We start from the raw sequence: 26746 nt of genomic DNA, 5'->3' as shown, positions 1-26746 counted from the left end.
TGAACTGCACCGAAATCCCTTCTGCCCTCCAAGCGAGCGGACAGTCAGCGGAAAGCGACGAATAAGCCCGGTTGGTGTCCGGCCGGGCTCGGTGGAGTCCTTGGAGGTCCGATTGAGAGGGAATGCGAGGCCGTGGGAAACGAATCGCAGTGTCCGCCGCCTTCCGTCGCCGCCTCGTCCAGAGCTTCGCTTCCCTCGCCACCGGCGTCCCGCTCTTCCGCCCTGGCGCCTCGCTGCCCGGCGCGTCCGCGCCCCTCCTGGGGGCCCCTCCGCCCCTGGATGGCCACCGCGGCCCGCCCCTGCACCGGCGCCTCCGTGCGTCGCTGAAGGTCTCCATCGTGGAGGGGATGTTCGCGGAGGTGTTCACCGCGTGCGCGGGTCCTACCGTGCTCACCGCGTGGGCCATCGCGCTGAAGCTGGGCCCCTTCCTGGTGGGCGTGATGACGGCGCTGCCGTTCTTCGCGCAGTTCGTGCAGTTCCCCGCCGCGTGGCTCACCCTCTGCTTCGGCCACCGGAGGGTGGCGCTGACGGCGGTGTGCCTGTCCCGGCTGGCCCTCTTGCCCATGGCGCTGTTGCCGTGGCTGGGCCTGTCCCTGGAAGGGCAGCAGCACCTGCTGCTCGCCGTGGCCGGGGCGTCCGCGCTGCTGGCGGTGGTGGGCAACAACGCATGGGTGGCATGGATGGGAGAGCTCGTCCCGGGCGCCGTGCGGGGCCGCTTCTTCGGCAAGCGCACCGCGCTCACCACGCTGATGGGCACGGGCGCGTCGCTCACCGCGGGCCTGCTGATGGACCGGTTGAAGGGGCTGGATGGGGTGGGCATGGCGCTGCCGCTGCTGGCGCTCGCCGCGTGCGTCATGGGCGTCGTCACCACGCTGATGATGGCCGCGCAGCATGACCCGGCGCCCCCGGGCAGCTCGCCGAAGCTGGAGCTCAAGGCGGCGCTCCTGCCCTGGAAGGACGACGGGGCCCGGCGGGTGCTGCTGTACCAGGTGGCGTGGAACGCGGCGGTGGGCGTGTCCGCGCCCTTCTTCGCGCTGCACAGCCTGCAGAACCTCAAGATGACCTTCGTCATCATGGCCCTGCACGCGGCGGCGGTGGCGGGCGTGCGCGTGCTGACGGCGCCCCTGTGGGGCCGCGCCATCGACAAGCTGGGCGCACAGCCGGTGCTGATGCTCTGCTCGCTGGGCATCAGCGCCATCCCCATGCTGTGGCTGCTGCCCTCCGCGGGGACGCTCTGGCCGCTGCTGTTCGACGTGCTCCTGGCGGGCGCGCTGTGGAGCGGCCACGGCCTGGCCATCTTCGCGCTGCCCCTGACGGTGGCGCCGCGCCGCGGCCGGCCCTTCTACCTGGCGGCCTTCGCCACCGCGGGCGGGCTGGCCTACGCGGCGGCGGCGGCCCTGGGCGGGGCGCTGGCGGCGCGCGTGCCCCAGCAGTTCATGCTGGGCGGCCACCTCTGGGTGAACCTGCACGTGCTCTTCGTCGTGTCGGCGGTGGCCCGGCTGGGGGCCGCCTTCCTCGCGGCCCGGGTGAACGAACCCGGCGCCGCCACCACGCGCACCGTGGCCCAGGTGGTGGAGCGGTTTACGCCCCGCCTCCGCCCGGCTACAGCCGGTAGTCGCGCACCATCGCCGCCACGCGCTCCGACAGGAGCTTGAGCGACACGGCGGACTCGCTGGTGGTGGCGATGCGCTTCACCGTGTCGCCCATCACCGTGTTGAGCTCGTTCACGGCGGTGAAGATCTGCTCGATGCCGGTGGCCTGCTGGTTCACCGTCTGCGAAATCTGACGGGCGGACACCACGCTGTCCCGCACGATGGAGGACAGCTGGCGCAGCGTGTCCCCGGACGTGCGCACCTGGGCCAGGCCCGTCTCCATGCGCTGCGTGCCCGCGGCCGTGATCTCCACCGTGGCGAAGATGGCGGTGCTGATGTCCGCCAGGATGCCGCGCACCTGGTTCGTCGCGCGGATGGACTGGTCCGCCAGGCCGCGGATCTCCCGGGCCACCACCGCGAAGCCCTTGCCGTGCTCCCCGGAGCGCGCCGCCTCGATGGCCGCGTTCACCGCGAGCAGGTGGGACTGGTCCGCCAGGTCCTTCACCGTCTCCGTGATGCCGGAGATCTGCTCGGTGCGCTCGCCCAGGGCCATGATGCGCTCGGCGATCTGCTCCACCTGCGCGCGCAGCGCCACCATCCCCTCGATGCTCTCGGTGATGGCGATCTCGCCCGTCTTGCCCAGCACCTCCGCGCGCTCCGCCACGTCGATGACCGTCTCCGCCGCACGCGACGCAACCACCGACGTCTGGCGGATCTCCTGCGCCGTCACCTGCGTCTCCTGCAGCGCGGCCGCGTGGCGGGACACCATCTCGTTCTGCCGGCCCGCGGAGTCGTTCAGGTGATCCACCGAGCCGCGCAGCAGGTCCGACGAGCCCTGCAGCTGCTGCAAGAGGTCCTTTACCTTGGACACCATCAGGGAGAAGGCCTTTGACAGCTGGGCCACCTCGTCCGAGCCCTCCACGTGCACCGTCTCGCGCAGGTCGCCGTGCTCCGCGATGCGCTGGGCGGCCGCCGTCAGCTGCACCAGCGGCGCCGCCACCCGGCGCGCCAGCACGATGCCCACGACGACGAAGAGCGCGAGCGCCAGCACCATCACCACGCTCACCCCGGTGGTGATGGCCCGCACCTGCGCGCGCGCCGACGTGCGGTTGAAGCCCACGTGCACGGTGCCCGCGCCGTTCGCGAAGCGCGAGCTCACGTCCAACAGCTCCGCGTCCCGCACGTAGAACGTCGCCTCACCCTGCGCGCGCGCCAGCCGGTCGCGCAGCTCCCGCATCGCGGTGGCGTACTCGCCCGCCACCGCGCGCAGCTGCCCGGTCCCGTCGAAGACGGCCACGTAGGCCACCTGGTGGTGGCGGACCGCCTGTTCCAGCACCGCCTGGAGCGCCTCCGTCTGGCCCCCGGGCATCGCCGCGGGCAGCGTGGCCGCCAGCGCCGCGGGCAACGCGCCTCCCACGTCCCGGCCCTGCGCCTCGAAGGCGGAGCTGACGCGCGGGATGAGGTAGCCGAAGAAGAGGACAGTGAAGAACAGCGCCACCAACAGCGGCGCCAGCGTGAGCTTCTGCGAAAGGGAGAGTCGCATCCGGGAGCGGCGCCAAATCCAGAGGAAGTCTGGGAAACGTAGCCCCTCTGGACCATCCAGCGAGGTGCTGCATTGTGGACATCCCAGAGGAGCCGGCGCAATGGCTCCGCGCATCGAAAGCCCGTGAAAGTCAGACACCGCGCCCTGGGTAGCGACGAACCCGGGGCGCGGGCGTCATCCCGGCTTGAGTCAGCCGGCCTTGCGGTTGTTGGACGGCGCGCTCTCGTCCCACTTCTCCATCAGGGTGTTGGACGGGAGGGTCTCATCCAGCAGCTTGCGCGCGGCCTCGGCGCCGGTGACGGGCAGGCCCTTGCGGTCAATCAGGCCCAGCTGGACGAGCACGGCGGCCTGATCCCAGTAGATGTGCTCGTGGTAGAGCTTGTCGCCGCGGAAGTTCACCACCGCGACGAAGGCCGCCTCCACGTACTTCCCGGTGGGCGGGATGCCGGGGAGCATCCAGTCCATCTCGATGTCGTGGGTGAAGCTGAAGATGAACTCGTCCACCACGCGGTCGGCGCCCACGGTGCGCGACAGCAGGGTCATCTTCGTGTCCTTGGGGTTGGCGTGCACGAAGTGGTTTTCGTAGAAGCGGTGCAGGTACTCCGCGCCCACGCCACCCGTCATCACCGGCACGCTGTTGACGTACGGGTGCGACACCATGGTCTTCATGGTCGCGTCCGCGTCGCGGGCGGCGAACTCCAGCTCCGTGTGTTTGTCCCACAGCGCGGCCAGGTCGTAGCGCGGCCCCATCACGCGCTTGAGCAGCGCGAGGGTGCGCGTGTGCGCCGTCATCATCGAGGGCCGGTTCCAGGCCGGTGAGCCCTCGCGGAAGAAGCCGTGGCGCACGCCCTGGTACACGTACAGCTCCACGTCGACGCTGACGTGCTGCTTCACCCGCGCCACCGCGGCCGGAGGCACGAAGCCGTCCCACTCCGCGTAGTGGACCACCATGGGGGCCGCGTTCTCACCGCCCTGCGCGAGCACGTCCTCCATGCCGGGCGCGCAGTAGGCCACCGCGCAGTCCACGTGCGCGTGCGCCGCCAGCTGCGCGGCCAGCGTCCCACCCAGCCCGTAGCCCAGCGCGCCGACCTGCTTCTTGCCCCGCAGTCCCACCACCTCCGGTAGCGAGCGCGCCCAGGCCACCACCGGCTTCAGGTCCACCTCTTCCGGTTCTCCTCGTGAGGCGAGGTCGGGCACCACCACCACGTAGCCCTCTTCACTGAAGCGCTCGGCCATCAGCTTCAGGTGGGCGTTTCCCTCGAACGCCTCCACCATCAGCAGCAGCAGGGCCGGACCCGTTCCAGAGGCGGGGCGTCGCACCCACGCACGAATCGGGTCGCTTCCTTCCACGGGAATCCACGTCGAGTTGTCGTTCATTTGTCGCGCACCCTCCCCAAAGCGGACACATTTCACGCCCGGACGGACTGCCTCCCGGGCGTCTGGCATTGTAGCAAACCCTCCACATGCTTGCCTCATCTTATGAGAGGTTTTGATGTGGATGGATTGTTGTATGCCTTTTATGTGGAGTAATCAGCCACCACTGCAATGCAACATCCGTGACGCGAACGGCCTTGTGTCTCACGCCGTCATCGGCGTGGAGACGCCCGCGCACGCGGAGTGCGCGCGTGTCTCAACCAAAGCCTGACGCGGAAGACACAGGGAGAAGATCGTACCGACGTCCGGGGTCGATTCCACCCGGAGGGTGCCGCGGTGGGCCTCCACGATGCTGCGCGCGATGTAGAGCCCCAGGCCCAGGCTCTCGCGCTGGCCCGGGCCGTCGCCGCGTCGGAAGGGCTGGAAGAGCGTGGGCAGGAGGTGCGCGGGGATGGGGGCCCCGGCGTTCTGGACCTCCAGATAGACGGTGTCCACGCCCTGCTCGAAGGTGCGCAGGCGCACGGGCGTGTCTCGCGGGCTGTACTTGAGCGCGTTGTCCAGCAGGTTGGCCACCACCTGCGCCAGCCGGTCCAGGTCCCACACGCCCGGGAGGCTGTCGCGGGCGAAGTCGCACAGGATGGAGCGCTCCGGTTTCGCCGCGCGCAGCTCGTCCACGAGCTTGCGGCATAGCTCGTTGAGGTCGCCCGCGCCCGGCACCACCGGGATGCCGCCGCCCACGCGCGCACGGGTGAAGTCCAACAGCTGATCCACGATGCCCTGGATGCGCTCGCCGCCCCGGGCCACCCGCTCGAAGGCCTTGCGCTGGGCGTCCGGCAGCACCTCACGGGACAGCTGGACGTTGGCCGTGGTGAGGATGGCCGCGAGCGGTGTGCGGATGTCGTGCCCCACGATTCCCACCAACTGCTGCTCGAGCTCCGTCGCGCGTTGCAGCTCCTCCTCCACGCGCCGGCGCTCCGCCAGCTCCAGCGCCTGCTGCCGCAGCTTCTCACCGCGCAGGTACAGCTCCACGAACACGGACACCTTGGCGCGCAGGATGTTCGGATCCACCGGCTTGAGCAGGTAGTCCACCGCGCCGTACTCGTAGCCCCGGGTGACGTAGGCCGCCTCGCGGCTGAGCGCGGTGATGAAGAGGATGGGCAGGTGCTTCGTGCGCTCGCGGGTGCGCACCAGACGCGCCGTCTCCAGGCCGTCCAGCCCCGGCATCTGCACGTCCATCAGCACGCACGCGTACTCGTCCAACAGCAGAGCCTTCAGCGCCTCGTCGCCGGAGCGCACCGACACCACCTGCTGACCGAGCGGCTCCAGGATGGCCTCCAGGGCGAGCAGGTTCGCCGGCGTGTCGTCCACCAGGAGGACGCGCGCGCGGGGCGCACCGGGCGCGTCATCGGTGCGGCGGTGAGACAGGTCGGGGACGGTGGTGAGTACGGGCGTCCTGGGAACAGGGGGCTTCAAGGAGGCGTTCACTCGGGCGTTGGGGGTGGAGCGGCTCAGCGGGCGGACGCGAGGCCGGGGCCCCCTAGGTGTCCGCCGGATGTCGGGCGCCCGCTTCCAACACAGCCCCTTCTCCGCCTTGTTCCCTGCACCTGTATTCAAAAGCCACAGCAAGACAGGAATTCACAATCAAAACTGACCCGTTGCAATTCCTGTCAGGGGCGTAGACTCCGCGTACATGACGCTCCCGGCTCCTCGCACCCTGCTGCTCGGCCCCACTGACTTACGCGCGCTCGTGGAAGGCGTGGGCCTGGACGTCCTGATGGACGAGCTCATCCACGCACTCACCGTGGCATTGAGGGAGTTCGACGAGTCCGTCCTGCAGGTCCCCAAGCGGGAGGGCTTCCAGGTGGTGAGCGACTCGCGGCCTTCCGGGACGATGGGCTGGATGCCCGCCCTGCGGCGCGGGGACAGCCTGACCATGAGGGTGTCCGCCTCCCTCCCCGGCAACCGGGGTGACTCGGGAATGCCCACGCTCGTCGCATCCCACAGCGTCTATGACGTGAAGACGGGCCATCTGGTGGCGGTGATGGACGGGGTGTTCGCCACGGCACTGCGCACCGGCGCGGCGTCGGCGGTGGCCAGCCGCTACCTGGCGTCTCCGGACAGCCGGGTGCTGGGGCTGGTGGGCTGCGGTGCGCAGGCCGTGTCTCAGTTGCATGCGCTCAGCCGCGTGTTCCGGTTGGAGCAGGTGCTGGTGCACGACATCGATCCGGACGCGGCGCGCTCCTTCGTGCGGCGCGTGGCGTTCCTGGGGCTGGACGTGCGGCCCACGCTGCTGCCGGACCTGGAGATGCGCTCGGACATCCTCAGCACCGCGACCACCGTCGCCCCGGGCGCGGGGGCCGTCATCTCCGGCCACGCGCTCCAGCCGCATGCGCACGTCAACGCGGTGGGCTCGGACCAGCCGGGCAAGGCGGAGCTGCCCCTGGCGCTCTTGCGCCGCAGCCTCGTCGTGCCGGACTTTCCCGCCCAGGCGCGCCAGGAGGGCGAGTGTCAGCAGCTCCACCCGGACCAGATTGGCCCGGACCTGGCCACCGTGGTGCAGCAGCCGGAGGAGTTCGAAGGCTGGCGCGAGCGCAACACCGTGTTCGACTCCACCGGCCACGCGCTGGAGGACCACGTGGTGACGCGCCTGCTGTTGGAGCACGCGCGGCGCATGGGTCTGGGCACCCTGGTGTCGTTGGAGGCGCTGGGTGGAGACCCGTTGGACCCGTACTCGCTGGTGCGGGGTGACGTGGCCGGACGCGCCGAGTCGCCGCGCCGCGCCACCGGCAGCTGACGTTCTCCAGAGGGCGACCCGCCCGCCCGGACGACAGCCATTCCAGCGGGGGACACCCGCCTTCTTCGAGTAGCACCGGACGAAGACGCCGCCCCGATGCCCGGCCCCCACGCCGGATGTCGGGGCGGTTTCGTTTCACTCCCGGCACACAACTTCCCGCACACGCCGCCGATAATCGCGAAAGCACCAGCTATCCACTATTCCTGGAATCGTACACCATGACCGTCCGCACCCCCTCCACCCGTGCCACCGCCACCGCGCCCGCGAGCACCGCCGCCACGGCCCCCCGCACCGCCGCTCCCGCGCGCGCGGCGGCCGCGTCCACGGCCCTCACGGCGCCGCCCGCGGGCCTGGGCAAGGGTGACTCCGGGGCGAAGGTGAAGCAGCTTCAGCAGGGGCTGGTGAAGCTGGGCTACATGACGCAGGCGCAGATGAATTCGGGCGCCGGCTCCTTCGGGCCGCAGACCGAGGCGGCGGTGAAGAAGTTCCAGACGGCCAACAAGATCTCCGCCACCGGCTACTACGGGGCGCAGACTGCGGCGGCGCTGACGAAGGCACTCAAGCCGACGACGACGCCTCCGCCCACCGAGCCCGGGAAGTTCACCAAGCCCGCGGTCATCAGCGCGCCTTCGCCCAACAACGACTCGCGCAACGGCGCGGACATCGACACCATCGTGCTGCACCACACCGGCACCAACAACGGCTCCGGGGACCTGTCGTGGATGCGCAACCCGGACAGCAAGGTGTCCGCGCACTACATGCTGGACCGCGATGGGAAGATCTACCAGCTGGTCGGCGACACCAAGCGCGCGTGGCACGCGGGCAAGGGGGAGCTGCACGGCGTGCCCACGGACGTGAACGCGCGCTCCATCGGCATCGAGATCGTCAACGACGGCAGCGGCAAGACGGCCTTCACGGAGGCGCAGTACAAGTCGCTGACGAAGCTCGTGGGCTACCTGAAGCAGGAGTACGACGTGCCAGCGAAGAACATCGTCGGGCACAAGGACGTGGCCGTGCCCAAGGGCCGCAAGGACGATCCGGCGGCCAACTTCGACTGGTCCCGGCTGCGCAAGGGCATTGGCGGCTGAGCAGCGCTCCTCGCGCCGCCCGCCCTGCCCTCACGACGTGCGCACCTCCACCGGAGCGTGCTAGAAGACCGCTCCAGTGCTCCGACTCTGGCTCTTCATCTGCCTGATGCTGCTCGCTCCCATCGGGGGCGGGCTCGCGCATGCCTTCGGGCCGGCGCAGCAGGCGGAGACGTGCCTCACGGGCTGCGCGGATGACGACGCGCAGGGCCAGTGCGCTCCCACCTGCGTGGACTGCGCCTGCTGCACGCACGCGAAGCCCCTGGCCGTCGCCGTGCCGCTGCCGGGCCTCATGGGCTCCCTGTTCCGGGAGGCTCCCATCACTCCCGAAGCCTCGGAGCCGTCCTCCGCCGACGCGGATGACATCCTGCACGTCCCCATAGTTCCTCTCGCTTAAGGCCCGCGTCCATCGTCGTTCGCACGCGCCCCGCCACCGGTGTGCCCGGCCTCCTGCCCGGGTGCATGGGTGCGCGCGGCCCGCCTTCCGCAGAGGTCCTCTTCCGTGCCCATCCGTTCCGCGACGGCCGCCCTCGGGCTGGCCGCCGTCCTGCTCTGGCCGCGCCCTGGTGGCGCGGATCCATCCCGCATCACCCTCCAGGACGTCTTCGCCCTGGCGCGCGAGCACGCCCCGGCGCTGGTCGAGGCCCGGGCCCGCGTCCGCGCAGCCCAGGGACCCCTGGCGAGCGCCGCGCCGCTCCTGCGCGAGAACCCCCAGCTCGACGTTCAGGTAGGCCCGCGCCGGCTCCCCAATGGCGTCTACGGCCTGGACCTCGCGTTGGGCCTGTCGCAGCCCTTCGAGCTGGGCGGCAAGCAGGGCCTGCGGCGTGATGCGGCGCGCGCGGGCCTGTCCATGGAGGAGGCCCGGCTGCGCGACGCGGAGCGGCTCCTCCTGGGAGACGTGGCCGCCGCCTACCTGCGTCTCCTGCAAGCCGGGGAGCGGAAGAAGCTGGTGGAGGCCGCGGCGGAAGCGGCGGTGCGCACCGTCAAGGCCACGGAGCAGCGCTACGCGGCCGGTGACGTTCCGGCCGTGGACGTGAACGTGGCGAAGGTGGCGCACGCCCGGGCGCGCGCGGAGCTCCAGGTCGCGGATGGCGAGATCTTCGCGCTGCGAGAGGAGCTGGAGGTCCGCGTGGGCTACCGCGCGAGGCCCATGGTGACCTACGACGATGATCTGCGCTCACTCGCGCGGGCGCCCGTCCGCGAGGTGACGGACGGCGCTGGAGCGCGCGCGGACCTGGTGGCCCTGGAGCAGGAGCAGGTCCAGGCGAAGGCCGCCGCGACGCTGGGCCGGCGCCAGGTGCTGCCGGACGTGACGGTGGGCGCGCGCTACCAGAAGGAGGCGGACGAGACGGTGTTCCTGGGAACGCTCAGCGTGCCCCTGCCCGTCTTCGCTCGCGGCCAGGAAGCGCGCCTCGTGGGTGAAGCGGATGCAAGCCGCGCCGAGCAGGAGCTGGCCGCCGCGCGCACCGTCGTGCCCGCCCAGGTCCAGGCCGCGAAGTATCGCTACCGCGCGAGCCTCGGCGCCCTCGGGACCCTGGAGCAGGTGCTGCCGCTCCTGGATGACAACGAGGCGCTGGCGCAGCGCTCCTATGACGCTGGGGAGATGGACCTCGCGGCCTTCCTCCTCGTCCGTCGCGACACGCTGGAGGCGCGGGCCGCGTGGCTCGACGGCCTGCTGCGATTGGCCCTTGCTCGTGTGCAGTTGGAAGTGGAAACGGGAGTCCTGCCATGAAGCCCACGCTGCTGCTGCTGTCCGTCCTCGTGGGCCTCACCGCCTGCAAGTCCTCCAAGGCGGAACACGACGACGCGCACGAACACGGCCACGACGAGGAAGCCAAGGAGAAGCTCCACGTCGAGTCCGGTGACGTCATCCACGTGCACGTGCCCCAGGAGATGCTCCGGGACCTGCGCGTCACCACCGCGAAGGTGGAGGCCCGCCCGGGCGGAGAGAGCGTCACCGCGCTGGGCGAATTGACCTTCAGCGAGGACGCCTACGCGGAGGTGTCCTCGCCGGTCTCCGCGCGCGTGGCCTCCGTCGCCGTGACGACGGGCCAGGCCGTGAAGCAGGGCCAGCGGCTGGCGGAGCTCCAGAGTCCGGAGCTGGGCCGTGCCCGCGCGGACCTCCAGGCCACCCAGGCCCGAGCCACCGCCGCACGGCAGGCCGCGGACCGCAAGCGCACGCTGGCCGAGGAACGCATCGTCGCGCGCAAGGACGCGCAGGCCGCTGAAGCGGACGCCGCCGCCGCGGAGGCGGAGGTGGCCGCCGCGAAGGCCGCGCTCGCGGCGTTGGGCGCGGGCAGCGCCAGCGGTGAGGGCACGTCCGGCTTCGTGCTCAAGGCGCCCATCGACGGCACCGTCGTGGAGCGCGCCGCGCGGCTGGGGCAGATGGCGGACCCGTCTCAACCGCTCTTCCGCGTCGGAGACCTGTCGTCGCTGTGGCTCATCGTCCACGCGTTCGAACGGGACGCCGTGCGCCTGAAGCCCGGCGCGGACGCGCGCGTCACCTTCGCCGCGTTCCCCGGCCAGGAGTTCACCGCGAAGGTGGGCCACGTGGGGCAGCGGGTGGATCCCCACAGCCGCACCATCCCCGTGCGCCTGGAGCTGGACAACGGCAAGGGGCTCCTGCGGCCGGGCATGTCCGCGTCCGCGTCCATCCCGCTGGGAGAGCCGGGCGCCACGCTCACGGCCGTGCCCGCGGCGGCGCTCCAGCGGCTGGAGAATGGCTGGGTGGCGTTCCTGCCCACGCCGGAGGCAGGCGTCTTCGAGCAGCGCGAGGTGGGCCGGGGCCGCAGCCTGGGCACGCAGGTGGAGGTCCTGAAGGGGCTCGCCGTGGGCGACGAGGTGGTGGTGGAGGGCGCGTTCCTGCTCAAGGCCGAGGTGGAGAAGTCCCAGGGCGGAGGCGATGAGCATGGCCACTGATCCGCGCACGACGCTGCCGGGGCGCATCCTCCGCGCGTCCTTTTCTCGGCCCGGGCTGACGGTGCTCGTCGTCCTGGCGCTGGCGGCCTTTGGCGCGATGGCGCTCCGCAACCTGCGCCAGGACGTGTTCCCGGATCTGTCCGCGCCCATCTTCAACGTCATCGTGCAGAACGCGGCCATGGGCGCCGAGGAGCTGGAGACGGCGGTGGCCATCCCCATGGAGGTGGCGCTGGCGGGCCTGCCGGAGGTGCGCCGCATCCGCTCCACCTCGCAGCTGGGCGTCACGCAGGTGACGGTGGAGTTCGAACCGGACGCGGACTACTTCCGCAGCCGCCAGTACGTCGCGGAGCGCGTGGCGCAGGCGGCGGGCGAGCTGCCACCGGGCACCGATACGCCGCTCGTGTCCAGCCTCACCGGCCGGCTCAATGAGGTCTTCGAGTTCACGCTGGAGGCGGAGCCCGGCAGCGCGGACCTGATGGCGCTGCGCGACCTGGGGGAGTTCGACATCAAGAACCGGCTGCTCGCGGTGCCCGGCGTCGCGGGCGTGGAGCGACTGGGCGGCTATCTGCGCCAGTTCCAGGTGCTGCTGGATCCGGATCAACTGGTGGCGCGAGGCATCACCCTGGACGAGGTGCAGCACGGCCTGGAGGGCGCCAGCGTCAACGCCTCCGGAGGCTTCATCACCCAGGGCCCCATGGAGTGGGCCGTGCGCGCCGTGGGCCGTGCGGAGACGGTGGAGGACCTGAACAACACCGTGGTCGCGCTGCGGGACGGAACGCCCGTGCTGCTGGGAGACGTGGCGGACGTACGCGAAGCCCCCGCGCCGCGCCGGGGCATGGCGCACCGGCTGGATGGCGAGGTGGTGAGCTGCCGCGTGAGCAAGCAGTTCGGCGCGGACACCGTGCTCGTCGCCGAGGGCGTGCGCGCGGCCATCGACGAGCTGCGACGCTCGCTGCCGCCGGGCGTGCACCTGCGCGTCGTCTACGACCAATCGGAGCTGGTGGGCTCCGCGCTGGGAGGCGTGGGCCGGGCCATCCTGCTGGGCGCGTTCCTGGTGGTGGGCGTGCTCTTCCTGCTGCTCGGGGACTGGCGCGCGGCGCTCATCGTCACGCTCACCCTGCCCCTGTCGCTGGCGCTCGCGGGACTGCTGCTCAAGGCGGCGGGCATCGGGTTGAACACGATGACGCTGGGAGGCCTCGCCATCGCGGTGGGCCTGTTGGTGGACGCGGCCATCATCGTCGTGGAGAACGTCATCCACGACCTGCGCGAGGGCAAGGGCCGCCGCTCGGTGCGCGACGAGGCGCTGGCGGCGGCGATGGAAGTGGGCCGCCCCATCGCCTACGCCACGCTCATCGTCGTCGCGGTGTTCATCCCGCTCTTCGCGATGTCAGGCATCGAGGGCCGCATGTACCAGCCGCTCGCGGCGGCGGTGGTGGCGTGCCTGGCCGCGTCGCTCGCGCTGGCGCTCACGCTGGTGCCGGTGGTGTCGGGGCTGCTCTTGCGCGCGCCGAGCGAGGACTCACCGGAGGATGTGTGGATCATCCGCAAGGTGAAGGCCGCGTACGCGCCAATCCTGGACAAGTGCATGCGTCACGCGGGCCTGGTGCGCGTGGTGGCGCTGGCCATCACCGTGCCCGCGTTGGGCCTGGCCTTCATGGTGGGCAGCGACTTCATGCCCCGGCTGGACGAGGGCGCGTTCCTGCTCCAGACGGTGCTGCCGGCGGAGGCGTCACTGGACGAGGTGGATCGCCTCAACCACCGCGTGGAGGACGTGCTGCGCGAGTTCCCGGAGGTGGAGGACGTGGTGCGCCGCACCGGCCGCGCCGAGCGCACCGAGGACCCGATGCCCCACACCCTGTCCGACGTGCTGGTGGTCCTCAAGAAGGACACCCTCGGAGGCCGCGAGACGCTGGAGTCGCGGATGCGCGAGGCGGTGGGGAAGGTGCCCGGCGTGTCGGTGCTCTTCACCACGCCGCTGGGGATGCGCATCGACGAGGGGCTGGGAGGCAGCCCCGCGGACCTCTCCGTGCGCGTCTTCGGGCCGGACCTGGACACGCTCTCGGAGCTCGCGGAGCGCACGCGCGCGTTGATGTCGAAAGTGGACGGCGTGGAGGACCTGCGGGTGGAGCGGCTGAGCGGCCTGCCGCAGCTGCGCATCGCGGTGAACCGCGCGGCGGTGGCGCGCGTGGGACTGACGCCCGGCGACGTCATCCGGGCCGTCCGCGTGGGGCTCGTGGGTGAGGAGTCCGCGCAGATCTGGCGGGGCCAGCGGCGCTACGACCTGGTGCTCCGGCTGGCGGACCACCGCCGGGGCGACGTGAACGCCATCCGCAACCTGCTGGTGGACGGACACGACGGCACGCGCATCCCGCTGAGTCAGCTGGCCACCATCGAGGAGACCTCCGGCGCGGGGAGCGTGCGCCGCGAGGCCGGCAGCCGGCGCATCGCGGTGGAGGCGGGCGTGTCCGGCCGCGACCTGGGCAGCACGGCGGCGGAGGTACGGGAGGTGCTGGCCACGCAGCTGAAGCTGCCCACGGGCTACTTCGTGGACGTGGGCGGCAAGGTGGAGAGCCAGGAGCGCGCGGCGCAGGCGCTGACGGTGGCCATCGCCCTGGCGCTGATGGCGGTGTTCGTCCTGCTCTACCTCGCGCTGGACTCCGTGGCGGAGGCGCTGGTCATCCTGGCCACGCTGCCGGACGCGTTCGTGGGTGGCATCCTCGCGCTGCTCATCGCGGGCGAGACGTGGAACGTGTCCAGCCTGGTGGGCCTCATCGGCCTGTTCGGCATCGCGGTGCAGAACGGCCTGGTGCTCGTGGCGCAGACGAAGGACCTGATGGGCCGGGGCAAGCCCTTCGCGGAGGCCGTCCGCGAGGCGAGCATCGGCCGCGTGAGGCCCAAGCTGATGACCGCGGGCACGGCCATCCTCGGGCTGCTGCCACTGCTGGTGCTGCCGCTGCACGGGACGGAGATTGAACGTCCGCTGGCGGTGGTGATGGTCGGCGGGCTCGTCACGTCCACCCTCTTCACGCTGCTGGCCCTGCCCACGTTCTACGCGCTGGTGCACGGGTTCCAGGAGCGGATCAAGGCGCGCAGGGCCGCGCGAAAGGTCCCGGCATGAGCCTGTCACCGGAAGCGATGGACGCGCTGCTGCGCCATCACCACGCGTTCCTCGCGTTCCTCACGCCGCGCGTGGGGAGCCAGGAGGCGGCGCGCGAAGTGCTGCAGGCCGCGTTCGTGAAGGGCATGGAACAGGGAGGCGCGCTGCGCGAGGAGCAGAGCGCGGTGGCCTGGTTCTACCGGCTCCTGCGCAACGCGCTGGTGGACCGCCACCGCCGGGGCCAGCGGGAGGTCACCACGCTGGAGTCCCTGGCCCACGAGCAGCCGCTGTCCACCGAGGACGCCAACGGCCTGGAGGCGACGGTGTGCGGCTGCGTGGCGGGGCTCGCGGGGACGCTCAAGCCCGAGTACGCGGAGGCCGTGCGCCGGGTGGACCTGGAAGGGCTCACCGTGGCCACGTATGCGCGGGAGGCGGGCATCTCCGCCAACAACGCCGCCGTGCGCCTGCACCGCGCCCGGAAGGCCCTGGGCGAGCAGTTGGTGGAGCTGTGCGGCCATTGCTGCGCGCAGGGCTGCGTGGACTGCGACTGCGCGCCCGCGTGAAAAACCAGGTGTAAGAGCGCGCGGGGCCGGGCGTCAGCCTGGGGGAACGCAGCTGGAGGTCTCCCATGGACGTCGCCACCTTCACCCGGCCGGCCCTACCCGCCGCCACCCTCGCCTTCCTCCTCTTCGCCATGGTGTTGCCGTCGGTGCGCCTGCGCCGCCGCACGGGCCGCCCGGCGCTGGTGCTGCACCGCTCCGGCCCGCCGCTCCAGCGGGTCATCGGCGTGGGCATGGCGCTGTTCATGGGGGCCATCGTGCTCTGGAGCGCGGCGCACCTGGCCATCGGGGAGCAAGCGTTGGGCGTGTGGCAGGTCCCTGGCGCGCTCCGGTGGACGGGCTGGGCCCTGGTGGCCGTGGGGTTCATCTTCACCGTGCGCGCCCAGGTGGAGATGGGCGCGTCGTGGCGCATCGGCATCGACTCGGACCGGACGGAGCTGGTGACGGGAGGCCTCTTCGGCGTCGTGCGCAACCCCATCTTCAGCGGGATGCTCGTCGTGGTGACGGGCATGGCGCTCGCGACCCCGAGCGCGTGGACCGTGATGGGCTGGCTCGACTACGTGCTGCTGGTGTCGCTCCAGGTGCGGCTGGAGGAGGAGCACCTGCTGCGCCTGCACGCCGACACCTATCAGCGCTACGCGGCGCGCGTGGGCCGCTTCATCCCCGGTGTGGGGCGGCTCGAAGCGCCCGGCCTGGACGCCGCGCCGCGCATCACAGTGTGACGTTGGCGGTCACACCTCGCACGAAGTGCCCATGCGAGCGTGTTCCTCCGGACGCCGTCATTCCGTGGGGTTGCGCTACCTGACGCGATGGCCCGACCCTTGCTCAACAGGGCACATCCCTTTTCGAGGTCTCGAGTGCATTGGAAATCCCCCTGGCTCTTCGTGGTTCTGCTGCTCGGTGGCTGCGCGTCCATCCAGAAGGAGCGCGGCCACATGGAAGTGGCGGCACTCGTGGAGGAGCGAACGGGTTTGAAGACGCGATGGAATCAGGGGACGCCGGAGGATGAGCAGGTGCAGCAACACCTGGATGCCCTGCTGGCCGGCGACCTCACGTCGGACCGTGCGGTGGAGGTGGCGCTGCTCAACAACCCCGCGCTCCAGGCGACGTACGAGGACCTGGGCGTGTCCCAGGCGGACATGGTGCAGGCCGGGTTGCTCACCAACCCGTCCTTCGACGGGAGCATCGGCTTCCCTCTGTCCTCGGACGGCATCACCGAGACCGAGTTCTCCATCGTCCAGAGCTTCGTGGACCTCTTCACGCTGCCGCTGCGCAAGCGCGTGGCGAAGGAGCAGTTCCAGGCGGACACGCTGCGCGTGGCGCACGAGGCGCTGGCCACCACGGCGGAGGTCCGACAGGCGTTCACGGAGGTGCAGGCCCGGCAGCAGCTGGTCGCGCTGCGCAGAGAGGTGTTCCAGGCAGCGGACGCGGCGGCGGACCTGTCCAACCGGCAGCGCGCCGCGGGCAACATCACGGTGCTGGCCCTGGCCACCGAACAGGCCTCGCTGGAGCAGGCGCGGTTGGAGCTGGCCCAGGATGAGCTGGCGCTGGTCGAAGCGCGCGAACACCTCACCCGCCTGATGGGCCTGTACGGCGCGAGGGTCCAGTGGACGCTGGCGCGGAAGCTGCCGGAGGTCCCCGCCGCCGAGTCCTCACTGGAGCGTCTGGAGACGCTGGCCATCGAGCAGCGGCTGGACATCGACGCGGCCCGCAAGCAGACGTCGCTGTTGTGGAACGCGCTGGAGCTGGCGCGCAGCACGCGCTACTTCGGCCGCGTGGAGGTGGGAGTGCACACGCACCGCGACGCGAACGGTCCGCGCCTGCTGGGCCCCACGCTGTCGCTGGAGCTGCCCATCTTCGATCAACGTCAGGCGCTCATCGCGAAGCTGGAGGCGCAGCACCGCCAGGGCGAGAACCGGCTGACGGAGCTGGCCGTCCACGCCCGCTCGGAAGTGCGCGCGGCGAGGGCGAAGCTGGTGACGCTGCGGAACATGGCGGAGCGCTACCAGAAGGTCGTGCTCCCGCTGCGCACCACCATCGTCGAGGAGTCACAACGCCAGTACAACGCCATGCAGATAGGCCTTCCCGCCCTCCTCCTCGCGAGACGCGAGCAGGTGGAGGCCTGGAGGGCGTACCTGGAGACGGTCCGCGACTACTGGATGGCGCGGGCCGACCTGGAGCGCCTCGTGGGAGGACGCCTGCCGTCCACCGCCGCGCCCGCCCCTGCTCCCACTTCTTCTCCCGAGCCCACCCATGAGCACCATGAAGCCCACTGACGAACCCCAGGGCCCCGTCGAGGACACGCGGTCCGAATCTCCCTCGCTCACCCGCCGAGGGCTGCTCGCGCGCACGGGCGCGACGTTGGCGACGGGAGCCCTGCTGATGCACGGCCGTGCCGCCCAGGCGCAATCGAGTGTGCCCGTGGCGAAGGCCCCGGCGGACGCGGGCGGCAATGCGAGCCGTGGCTACCGCCCCGTCGTCGTGCCCAACGGCGCGAAGCTGCCGTGGAAGTACGTGGGAGGCGTGAAGGTGTTCCACCTGGTGGCCCAGGAGGTGGAGCACGAGTTCGCGCCCGGCCTCAAGGCCACGTGCTGGGGCTACAACGGCCACGTGCACGGGCCCACCATCGAGGTGGTGGAGGGCGACCGCGTGCGCTTCTACGTCACGAACCGGTTGCCCGCGTCCACCACGGTGCACTGGCACGGCGTCCTCACCCCCAGCGGCATGGACGGAGTGGGCGGGCTGAACCAGAAGGCCATCGCGCCGGGCGAGACGTACCGCTACGAGTTCACGGTGCGTCAGTCGGGGACGTGCATGTATCACTCGCACCACGACGAGATGACGCAGATGGCGCTCGGCATGGTGGGCCTGTTCATCATCCACCCTCGCAAGCCGGTGGGGCCGCGAGTGGACCGCGACTTCGCCATCATGCTGCACGAGTGGCGCATCGACCCGGGCACGCGGCGTCCGGACCCCAACGAGATGACGGACTTCAACATCCTGACGATGAACGCGAAGGCGTTCCCGGGCACGGAGCCGCTGGTGGTGCGCAAGGGCGAGCGGGTGCGGATCCGCTTCGGCAACCTGAGCGCGATGGACCACCACCCCATCCACCTGCACGGCTACCAGTTCCGCATCACGGACACGGACGGAGGCCGCATCCCGGAGAGCGCGCAGTGGCCGGAGACGACGGTGCTCGTGCCCACGGGAAGCACCCGCACCATCGAGTTCGTGGCGGACGAACCCGGGGACTGGGCCATGCACTGCCACATGACCCACCACGTGATGAACCAGATGGGCCACGACCTGCCGAACATGGTCGGCGTGAAGCCTGGAGGCCTGGACGCGAAGGTGCGCCCGTTGCTGCCCGGCTACATGACGATGGGGCAGACGGGCATGGGGGACATGGCGGGCATGCACCACATGCCCATGCCCGCGAACTCCATTCCCATGGTCGGCGGCAAGGGCCCCTACGACGAGATCACCATGGGAGGCATGTTCACGATCCTCAAGGTCCGCGACCGGCTGGAGGCAGAGGGCGATCCCGGCTGGTACACGCCTCCGCCGGGGACGCTGGCGCAGCTCGCCCATGCGGACGAGCTGCGGCGGGACGGCATCGACGTCTAGGCAGCCAGGCCGCCCTTACGACTGCCTGCTGCCATGGGGCAGGTGCCTCCCCGATCGGTCCTTCTGTTGCATCAGGGGTCCGCGACGGCCACCTTTATATCAATTGCCTGGCAATACCCGCTGGCGGCCGCGCTGCTCGTGTCTGGAATCCGCCGGGGATTGTGTGGCCCCAAGGGATTCTGCTGACAGGGGAAGGACCATGGCGAGCATCGCGGAGATCATCCGGAGCCATCATTCGGAGATCATCCAGTGTTGGATGGACGAGGCGACCCGGGCCGCATCCGCCCGTGGCCTGGAACAGCCCGAGTTCAGGAACGTCATGCCCATCTATCTCGCGTCCCTCGCGGAAGCGCGGGCATCGGGCGGTGATGGCGACAACCAGCAGCGGCAGCACGTTGAAAGCCATGTGTCCGCACGGCTTCGCCAGGGCTTCCATGTGGGTGAGGTCGTCGAGGAGTTCGCCATCCTGGGGCGGTGCATCACCCAGACCTGGGCCAACACGCCTCCGGACGAGCAGCCCGACGGGCATGACGTCGAGCAGCTCTACACCGAGCTGCACGTCGCCATGGAGTCCGTCGCGGACCTCTTCGGCAAACACCTGCTGGAGGAAGAACAGACGGAGAAGCGCTACCTGCGGCTCCTCCAGAAGGTGGCCAGTGAGGCGCTCAGGCTGGACGAACCGCGCAGCCGGAGCCAATTGAAGGAGCTGCTCGAAATCATCCTGGAGGCCATGGGCGCCCAGAGCTGCGCCTTGTTGCTGTACGCGCCAGAGGACGAGCGCCTGGTCACCGCGGCCTCCGCGGGAGCCGGCAACGAGCAACTGGAACACTACGCGACCTCCCTGGACCCCAAGTCCTTTCCCGGGAGCATCGTGGAGGCGGGCGAGGAGACCTACTCCCTCCGGGACGCCACGACCACGACGCTCGAGGTGAGCGAGTCGCTCCGCCAGGGAGGGATCCACTCCGTGCTCGGGGTCCGGCTGCCCGCCCACCGGGCCCTGACGGGCGTGCTCTACGTCGGGCTGACCAACACCCGTGAGTTCACCGGCCGGGAGAAGCAGCGGCTCCAGACGCTGGGCCAGCACCTGAGCGTCCACCTGGAGAACGCCCGGCTGTACACGAACCTCCAGGAGAAGGTCGAAGCGCTCGAGACCGAGCGCGGCCTCCGCGAGCAGTTCGTCACCATCCTGGCCCATGATCTCCGTGGCCCCTTGTCGACGGCGAAGATGGGGGCGCACGCGCTCCTCCGGGATCCGGAGAAGCTGGAGGCGCGACGCGACCTGGCGCTGCGGATCGACCGGAACATCGAACGGGCGGACCAGATGGTACGGGACCTGCTCGACGCCAATCGCATCCAAGCGGGCCAACGGCTGCCGCTCCGGCTCGACACGTGTGACCTGGGGAGCATCGCCCACGACGTCGTCGAGGAGCTGACGATGCTCCATGGAGGGCGCTTCGTGCTCGAGGCGGAGGAGCACGTCCGGGGCATCTGGAGCGCCGAAGAGCTGCGTCGAGCCTTGTGGAACCTGGGCACCAACGCCCTCAAGTACGGAGCGGCCGACAGCCGCATCACCTTCACCGTCACGGCGACCGGCGCGCATGCGCAAGCCTCCGTGCACAACCAGGGGCCGGCGATCGCGCGTGCCGACCAGGAGGCCATCTTCAAGCCCTTCATCCGGACCCGCTCCGCGAAGACGGGGCCGTCGAAGGGCTGGGGACTGGGACTGACGCTGGTGTGGGGGTGCGCCCAGGCGCACGGTGGAAGGGTCGAGCTGACGAGCGACGCCGGCACCGGAACGACCTTCCGCCTGATGCTGCCCTGGGACGCCCGCCCGTTCCAGGCGGACCCGAACGGGGCGGAGCTCGCCGGACGGGCTTCGGGCCACCCCTGACAGGAGATGAAGCTCATCCGGCTCACGCCTGCTTCGCTGGGCAGGCATGCGGAGCCCCGTCCGTCACCCGTGCGGATGGATGACGGCACTTCACTCGCGGCATCCCCACCTTTGTGAGCGAACGGAGGAACAACCCCCATGCAATTCGCGGAAAGCGTCACCCAGGGCCGTATGGTCGTCACGGCCGGAGGTCAGGCGCTCGGGAACGTGGAGACCCTGTCCATCGACAGCGAGACCTGGAAGATCGACACCATCCAGGTGAAGTTGACTTCGGAAGCTTCCGAGCAGTTCGGCGTCTACTGGAACTACTTCCACGCGGGGCGCATCTACGTGCCGACGCGACTGGTGCATTCGGTGAGTGACACCGTGCTCCTCTCCGTCAGCATCGATGAACTCCGTGAGGTGCTCTCCCAGGACTCCGCCAGCGCCCCCAGCTGAGCACGGCTTTACTTCTTCCGGGCCCGTCCACTACGAGAAGCCCGATGAAGAACGGCTTCTGCTGGTACGAGTTGCGCTCCCCCAGGCCCGGCGAGGCGCGGCGCTTCTACCTGGACGTCCTGGGAATGGACGTCGCGTGGGAAGTCTCCCTGCTGCCCGAAGCCGCCGCCGCCCGTGGTGCTCCGAGTCACTGGCTGGGACACATCCACGTTTCCGACCTGGAGTCCTCCGTGGAGCGCTTCGTCGCGCTCGGCGCGGAGCGTCTCGGGCCGCCGAGGCGGTCCACGGAAGGCATCGCCTCCACCGTGCTGCGGGATCCGCTGGGCGCGGTGGTCGCAATGACCTCCCGGGCCGGGCGGAACACACACGCGGAATTGGCGTGGCACGAACTGCACACGGCCGACCATGCCCGCGCCCTGGGCCTCTACAGCGGCCTGTTCGGCTGGCGGCCGACGGAAGCACTCCAGTTGTCCCCCGAGGTCGGGACGTATCAACAGTTCACCTGGCATGAGGATGGGCGCAGCGTGGGGGCGGCCTGTAGCACCGCGCGCCTCCCGCACATCCATCCGCACTGGCTCTTCTATTTCGCTGTCGACGACCTGGACCGCGCCCTCGCCGCGGTCGTCGAGGGTGGAGGGCTCGTGGCCAACGGCACGCACGTCATGCCCGATGGAGCACGCGTCGCGCCGTGTGAGGACCCGCACCGCGCCGCGTTCGGCCTGCGTCAGGCGCCGTAACATGAAGCCCTGTTCAGCTTTACAGGCTTGATGGAGTAGATTCGCGGTCCCCTCGGAGGCTCCCCATGACCGCCCCTCTGCCGACGCTGGAACGCCTTCCTCGTGGAGCGCTCACGTTGTTCCGCATCCGGGCGCTCCTGCGCATGGGCATCTACGGTGGAATCGCGTTCGCCGTGGCTCTGGGGTTGAGCTTCGCTGGCAACGAGCACTGGCCGTTCCTGCTGCCGTGCGCGGTGGTGCTGGGATTGAGCGTGTTGACGTCGTGGTATCCGCAACGCGCGCACGAGCGCTGGGGCTGGGCGCTGCGTGAGCACGACCTGGTCATCTCCCACGGCGTACTCCTGCACGAAGTGGTGTCCATCCCGGCGGGGCGCATCCAGCACGTGGACGTGCACCAGGGCCCCATCGAGCGGTCACTGGGGCTCGCGCGCCTGCAGATCTACACGGCTGCGGGCAGTGGCGCGGACGGAGAGATTCCCGGATTGACGCGGGAGACCGCGGACGCCCTGCGCGAGCGGTTGGTGCGGCGCGAGGCCGACGATGTCGTCTGAGCCGGTGGCGCTGGCCACGCCGGAGGAGGTGTCCTGGAAGCGGCTGAGCGCGAAGGCGCCGCTCGCGGCGTTGGTACCCCTGTCGGGGACGATTGGCCGCATGCTCCTGGGCGCGTTGCTGCCCACGTACTTCGCGGGTGAGCGCGGCCTGCCGGTGGTCCTCTGGGTGATCGTGCTGAGCGCGGCCGTGCTGCTGCTCGCCACCATGCTCTATGAAGTGGCCACGACGAGCTACCGCGTGGTGGATGCCCAGTTGGAGATCCGATCCGGCGTCTTCACGCGCACTTCACGTTTCATCGAAGCCGCGCGGGTGCAGAACACGGAGGTCTTGCAGCCCTTCGTGTCGAAGCTGCTCGGGCTGGTGGAGGTGAAGGTGGAGACCGCCTCCGGCGGCAAGGCGGACGGCCACCTTCGAGGACTGACGCCGGAGGATGCACAGGCGCTGATCCACGCGCTCCAGACTGTGCGAGGCGAAAGCACGGCGACGGTGCTCCTGCCCGGCGAAGCCGCGCCGGAGGAACGCGTCCTCTCCGAAGCCCACCTGGGAGGCCTGCTGCTCTACGGCGCGACCGCGCTGGGGTTGGGCGTCATCGCGGTGGTGATGGGCGCGTTGCACGAAATCACCGAGACCTTCCACAAGCTGCTGCTGCCGTGGATGGAGGCGCACTGGGACGCGGTGGCGGCGCCGGGCATGGGCTGGTTGGCCGCGACGGTGGCGGCGCTCGCGGGGTTGTTCGGCCTGTGGCTGGTGAGTGGCGCGCGAGCCGTGTTGCGGTTCCACGGCTTCCGGCTGGTGGACACGGGCACGCACCTGCGAGCGGTGGGAGGGCTGATCACCCGCCGGCAGGTGACGGTGCGGCGTGCGCGAATCCAGCAGGTGGTGCTGGATGAACCGTTCCTGCGCCGCACGCTGGGCTTCGGCTCGGTGGAGGTGGAGACAGCGGGCGTTCGCACGGGCAAGGAGGCCTCGGACCGCGCGGAGCTGCTGGTGCCGGTGGTGCCCACGGCGCGCATGCCGGAGCTGCTGCGGGAGTTCGTGCCTGAGCTGCCTGATGCGATGCCATTCCAGCAAGCGCATCCCAAGGCACTCCTGCGGGCACGCGTCCGCGCGGTGGGCCTGAGCGTGCTGGTGGCGGCGCCAGCGACCTGGTTCTGGGGAGCCTGGGGCGCGGTGGCCTGGCTGCTGCTGCCCGCGCAGTTGCTGGGAGCCTGGTTCGACTGGCGCTTCCAGGGATGGCTCCTCACGGAAGCCCTGGTGGTGGTGCGCCAGGGCTTCTGGCGCAGGCGCACGACGGTGGTGCAGCGCTCTCGCATCCAGTCCGTGCGCGCGAGGCAGGGGCCGCTGGAGCGCGGCTACGGCATCGGACACGTGCGCATCGACGTGGCGGGTTCGCACGTCATCCTGCCTGGAGTGGGCTGGGAGGAAGCACAGTCGCTCATCGACGTGCTCCCGGCCCGGCGTCCCGCGCGCCGCGTGTCGCCTGTACGGCTTCCCGGATAGGCCTCGACACAGGGAGGGCCCATGCGCGATTGGGTTTTGTCGTTGTGCGCGGTGTTGATTGTCTCAGGATGCGCGGGCGTGGAGGCGCCTGAGCGCCGTAGCGGTTCGCGTGTGCTTCGCCAGAGGGCGGCCTTCGCACCAACGGACTCGCCGGAGCGTCGGCGCTTCCCTGCCCCCCGGACCCGAGCAGGTGGGGATTCGTTCGATCCGCTCACCCATCAGGCAGTCATCGAAGCCCTTGGGGAAGTGCAGGACACCGTGGATGGCGTCGCCCGGACGCTCCCCAGGCTCGCTGCTAACACGAAGGGTCTGGGAGGTTCCGACGGCGTCTTCACCCGGTACACCGACTATGGCTCCATCCAGGTGCCATGGCTGCGGGGCGCGACGGCGAGAGTCACTTCGCTCGCGGACGCATCGGAGACGATCGAGGACGAGGACATGCGAGCAGGAATCCTCCGCCTGACGGGTCCGCGCATCGAGGCCGTCATGTCAGGAGCGATGCTGCTGGCCACATGGCTCGACTTCCTGCGGCTCGCGGAGGTCATCCAACGGGAGTGCCCCTTTTACGGAGTCGAGCGGCTGTTCGTGGACCTGGACCGTGTGCGGAAACGGATCGAGCCCGCCATGACGTCGCTCGCGTCAATGGACCCCGACAAGGTGCAGGCCACTGCGACCGCGATGCCCGAACTGATGGGGCAACTCACCCGGGAGTTTCAGTCCATCCAAGAAGGTGCACGCGGAGCAATGGAGCGCGGCGGGCGGGTCGTCGCGGCGGCCCAGTTCCTCGAAATGCTCACGCTGGTTTCAGCCCTGAAGGCGACGCTGCCAAGGCCGCCCCCCGCCGCTCCCGTCACGCTCGGTGTCGGGCTCGTGATGGGCTCGGGAGGCGTGATGCTGGGCTCGCGCATCGTCGTCACCGCTGAGTGGGTCGAGCGGATGCGCAGGCTGGTGCAGGCGGGCGTCATCTCCGCGCCTGTCGTCAGCGCGGCGGTCCGGATCCACGCGGGTCAGGTGCTGATGGCGCAGGCGAAGCAGGACCTGCCCAAGGGTGTGCGCGAGGCGCTGGGAGACAGCCCCGAAGTTCGCGCCATGCACGAGACCGGCAGGGCCGGAGCCGGGATGTCCAGCGCACCGAAGCACCACGTCCTGCCGCAGGAGCATCGCGAGTGGTTCGAGAAGCGCGGATTCACGGGCGAGATGAGCATCGACCAGTTCTGCGTCCGTCTGGAGCAGTCACACCACGAGGCGATTCACGGCGGCGGAGACTGGAAACTGGGACGCACGTGGCCCAGGGAGTGGAACCAATTGATCATGAGTGAACTCCGCAAAGCGGAAACCCGTTTCGGCCGGACGTTGACGCGAAACGAGGTCCTGGACATCGTGGCGCAGTACATGAACATCTATGACATTCCGGTGCGCTTCGTTCCCTCGAGACGACGATGACCGACGGACGCTCGTGGCAGGGAAACTGGAAGGTTCGAATGTATGAGCGAGTCCGCGAACGCGGCCACACTTCGCTCACGGACTTCGCCAACTCGCGTCCCACCGTTCCCTTGCTGAAGCTCGCCGCGGAGCTCGGAAAGGACGATGTTGCCGCGATTCAGGTCTTCCACGGTCTGCTCTCCGAGGCGGCGCAGCGTCGGCAGGTGACTCGCCTCCTGCGTGATGTCTTCGCGCGCGAGTTGGCAGGGGATTTTCCCGAGGGCTGGCCAGTCATCACGGATGAGGCGACCCGGTTCCAGGTGATCAAGCTGCTTGCCCGACTGGGCGCCTTCACGCCAGAAACCCATGAGGCGCGTGTCAGCCGCGCGGGAGACTCACTCCTCGCATCACCACCTCCGCCCGGCTGGCGCCCGCTTGGCCCCGACGACGAACTCCTCCTCACGCTCCTGCCCGACAACGAAGCCTGACCTGCGTCACCCCGCGCGCGCACCCAGCGCCTTCATCCAGATCACGACCGCCACCGCCCCCGCGTCCGGAACCCCCTTCGCGCGCTCACCCAGGTAGCTGGCCCGGCCCAGTCGCGGCGACATGCTCGCGGTCGCCTCCGCGCCCTGCTCCGCCGCGTGCGTCGCCTCCGCCCACGCCTCCCCCAGCGTCTTCCCCTCCCGGACCGCGCGCACGAGCGATACCGCCGCCGGGTGCAGTGCATCCACCATCGTCCGGTCTCCCGGCCGCGCCCCACCCAGCTCCGACACCGCTTCCACACCCACTTCGAACGCCTTCGCCCAGGCCGCCGCGTCCGACGGCTTGCTCGCCAGGAAGCGCGCCGCTCGCAGCAGCGCCGTCGCATAGAACGGCCCGGAGCTGCCGCCGATGCTCCGGCGCAACGCCTGTCCCAGCTCCGTCAACGCACCCGACGGCGTGGCCCACGCCCCCTCCGGCAACGCGCGGATCGCCGCCGCGCCACGCGCCAGGCTCAAGCCCAGGTCCCCGTCCCCCGCCTTGCTGTCCAGCTCCGTCAGCCGAGCCTCGGCCGCGTCCCAGGCGTCCGCCACCGCCAGCGCCGCCGCCCGCACCTGTGGCATCTCTGGCTGCGGCTTCGGATGCCCCTTCACCGTTGGCAGCGCGGCGCGCGTGGGCACCACCTGGCGCCGCGTCACCACCCGCCCCCGACCCGGCCACGCTGGCGCCTCCGTCGGCGCGTCCAACCGCGCGAGCCGCGCGTCATCCACCTTCAGCAACGTCAGCGAACACCCCGGCATCTCCAACGCCGATAGGAACGTGCCCTGCCACGCGCGCTCCACCGTCACGCCTCGCTCCGCCAGGAACGCCAGCGCCCGGCGCGTCACGATGGCCAGCTCCATGGGCGGCGTCCCTCCCAGCCCATTCACCATCAACGCCACCCGGTCGCCCCGGCCCACCTTCCGGTCCTCCACGATGGTCGACAACATCGTGTCCGCCAGCGCGTCCGCGGGCTGCAACGCCACCCGGCGCACGCCCTGCTCGCCGTGGATGCCCAGCCCCAGCTCCACCTCGCCCTCCCCCAACGTGAAGCCCGGCCGGCCCGCTGCCGGCACCGTGCACGGCCCCAACG

General features: G+C 70.4%; 22 protein-coding genes. 18 read left to right on the top strand and 4 right to left on the bottom strand.

All coding sequences use genetic code 11. The annotated features are described in order from the left end of the window. Positions 1-122 precede the first annotated feature (122 nt). Positions 123-1655, top strand: coding sequence for an MFS transporter (locus tag D7Y11_RS16905; RefSeq protein WP_120576240.1), 1533 nt, complete (start codon positions 123-125; stop codon positions 1653-1655). On the opposite strand, the gene D7Y11_RS16900 is transcribed toward D7Y11_RS16905, so the two are convergent. From D7Y11_RS16900 to D7Y11_RS16890, 3 genes are all read right to left on the bottom strand, one after another. Further along, the gene (locus D7Y11_RS16900; protein WP_126934202.1) at positions 1603-3135 is read right to left on the bottom strand and encodes a methyl-accepting chemotaxis protein; all 1533 of its coding nucleotides are present in this window, start codon (positions 3133-3135) and stop codon (positions 1603-1605) included. The two genes, D7Y11_RS16905 and D7Y11_RS16900, sit on opposite strands and share 53 nt — an antisense overlap. Before the next feature lie 189 nt (positions 3136-3324). Continuing rightward, the gene (locus tag D7Y11_RS16895; protein ID WP_167547961.1) at positions 3325-4512 is read right to left on the bottom strand and encodes an alpha/beta fold hydrolase; all 1188 of its coding nucleotides are present in this window, start codon (positions 4510-4512) and stop codon (positions 3325-3327) included. Positions 4513-4713: 201 nt separating this feature from the next. Continuing rightward, the gene (locus D7Y11_RS16890; RefSeq protein WP_233596807.1) at positions 4714-5982 is read right to left on the bottom strand and encodes a response regulator; all 1269 of its coding nucleotides are present in this window, start codon (positions 5980-5982) and stop codon (positions 4714-4716) included. Between the two features lie 217 nt (positions 5983-6199). Here D7Y11_RS16890 and D7Y11_RS16885 point away from each other — a divergent pair, with 217 nt between their 5' ends. The 17 genes from D7Y11_RS16885 to D7Y11_RS16800 all read left to right on the top strand — a co-directional run bounded on the left by D7Y11_RS16885 (position 6200) and on the right by D7Y11_RS16800 (position 25619). After that, positions 6200-7303, top strand: coding sequence for an ornithine cyclodeaminase family protein (locus tag D7Y11_RS16885; RefSeq protein ID WP_126934201.1), 1104 nt, complete (start codon positions 6200-6202; stop codon positions 7301-7303). Between the two features lie 218 nt (positions 7304-7521). Further along, positions 7522-8391: an N-acetylmuramoyl-L-alanine amidase gene (locus tag D7Y11_RS16880; protein WP_121754808.1), complete on the top strand. Its 870-nt coding sequence runs from the start codon at positions 7522-7524 to the stop codon at positions 8389-8391. 76 nt (positions 8392-8467) lie between these two features. Then, positions 8468-8785: a hypothetical protein gene (locus tag D7Y11_RS16875; protein WP_120579573.1), complete on the top strand. Its 318-nt coding sequence runs from the start codon at positions 8468-8470 to the stop codon at positions 8783-8785. 105 nt (positions 8786-8890) lie between these two features. Next, on the top strand, positions 8891-10120 hold the full coding sequence (locus D7Y11_RS16870; RefSeq protein ID WP_121754807.1) for a TolC family protein: 1230 nt from the start codon (positions 8891-8893) through the stop codon (positions 10118-10120). Then, positions 10117-11307: an efflux RND transporter periplasmic adaptor subunit gene (locus tag D7Y11_RS16865; protein ID WP_126934200.1), complete on the top strand. Its 1191-nt coding sequence runs from the start codon at positions 10117-10119 to the stop codon at positions 11305-11307. Before D7Y11_RS16870 ends, D7Y11_RS16865 begins: the two co-directional genes overlap by 4 nt. Further along, a complete protein-coding gene (locus D7Y11_RS16860) occupies positions 11297-14425 on the top strand; it encodes an efflux RND transporter permease subunit (RefSeq protein ID WP_126934199.1) in 3129 nt (1042 codons plus the stop codon). Before D7Y11_RS16865 ends, D7Y11_RS16860 begins: the two co-directional genes overlap by 11 nt. After that, positions 14422-14967 (top strand): RNA polymerase sigma factor, encoded by a 546-nt coding sequence (locus D7Y11_RS16855; RefSeq protein ID WP_120579576.1) that lies wholly within the window; start codon positions 14422-14424, stop codon positions 14965-14967. The genes D7Y11_RS16860 and D7Y11_RS16855 overlap by 4 nt, the downstream gene beginning before the upstream one ends. A gap of 65 nt (positions 14968-15032) precedes the next feature. After that, entirely contained in the window at positions 15033-15686 is a 654-nt protein-coding gene (locus D7Y11_RS16850; RefSeq protein ID WP_121754805.1) for an isoprenylcysteine carboxylmethyltransferase family protein, read from the top strand. Between the two features lie 135 nt (positions 15687-15821). Further along, on the top strand, positions 15822-17240 hold the full coding sequence (locus D7Y11_RS16845) for a TolC family protein (protein ID WP_233607314.1): 1419 nt from the start codon (positions 15822-15824) through the stop codon (positions 17238-17240). Next, positions 17218-18591 carry a multicopper oxidase family protein gene (locus D7Y11_RS16840; protein ID WP_120579578.1) on the top strand — a complete coding sequence of 458 codons (1374 nt, stop codon included), beginning with the start codon at positions 17218-17220 and terminating at the stop codon, positions 18589-18591. The genes D7Y11_RS16845 and D7Y11_RS16840 overlap by 23 nt, the downstream gene beginning before the upstream one ends. A gap of 199 nt (positions 18592-18790) precedes the next feature. After that, positions 18791-20482, top strand: coding sequence for an ATP-binding protein (locus D7Y11_RS16835; protein WP_121754803.1), 1692 nt, complete (start codon positions 18791-18793; stop codon positions 20480-20482). A 138-nt stretch (positions 20483-20620) separates the two neighbouring features. Beyond that, positions 20621-20920, top strand: coding sequence for a PRC-barrel domain containing protein (locus D7Y11_RS16825; protein WP_169820054.1), 300 nt, complete (start codon positions 20621-20623; stop codon positions 20918-20920). A 44-nt stretch (positions 20921-20964) separates the two neighbouring features. Beyond that, entirely contained in the window at positions 20965-21657 is a 693-nt protein-coding gene (locus D7Y11_RS16820; RefSeq protein ID WP_120579580.1) for a VOC family protein, read from the top strand. Between the two features lie 65 nt (positions 21658-21722). Continuing rightward, entirely contained in the window at positions 21723-22208 is a 486-nt protein-coding gene (locus D7Y11_RS16815; RefSeq protein WP_120579581.1) for a PH domain-containing protein, read from the top strand. Beyond that, positions 22198-23709, top strand: coding sequence for a PH domain-containing protein (locus tag D7Y11_RS16810; RefSeq protein WP_126934198.1), 1512 nt, complete (start codon positions 22198-22200; stop codon positions 23707-23709). Before D7Y11_RS16815 ends, D7Y11_RS16810 begins: the two co-directional genes overlap by 11 nt. Positions 23710-23730: 21 nt before the next feature. Then, positions 23731-25152 carry a DUF2380 domain-containing protein gene (locus D7Y11_RS16805; protein ID WP_126934197.1) on the top strand — a complete coding sequence of 474 codons (1422 nt, stop codon included), beginning with the start codon at positions 23731-23733 and terminating at the stop codon, positions 25150-25152. Next, entirely contained in the window at positions 25149-25619 is a 471-nt protein-coding gene (locus tag D7Y11_RS16800; RefSeq protein ID WP_126934196.1) for an NUDIX hydrolase, read from the top strand. Before D7Y11_RS16805 ends, D7Y11_RS16800 begins: the two co-directional genes overlap by 4 nt. Before the next feature lie 6 nt (positions 25620-25625). Here D7Y11_RS16800 and dhaL read toward each other — a convergent pair. Beyond that, positions 25626-26746: dihydroxyacetone kinase subunit DhaL (gene dhaL, locus D7Y11_RS16795; RefSeq protein ID WP_126934195.1), on the bottom strand; the 1121-nt coding region annotated here is incomplete at its 5' end.

This window comes from Corallococcus sp. AB018 (assembly GCF_003986945.1).
GTDB lineage: Bacteria > Myxococcota > Myxococcia > Myxococcales > Myxococcaceae > Corallococcus > Corallococcus exiguus.
The sequence above is the reverse complement of the archived record's forward strand: the minus strand, read 5'-3'. Positions and strand labels throughout refer to the sequence as shown.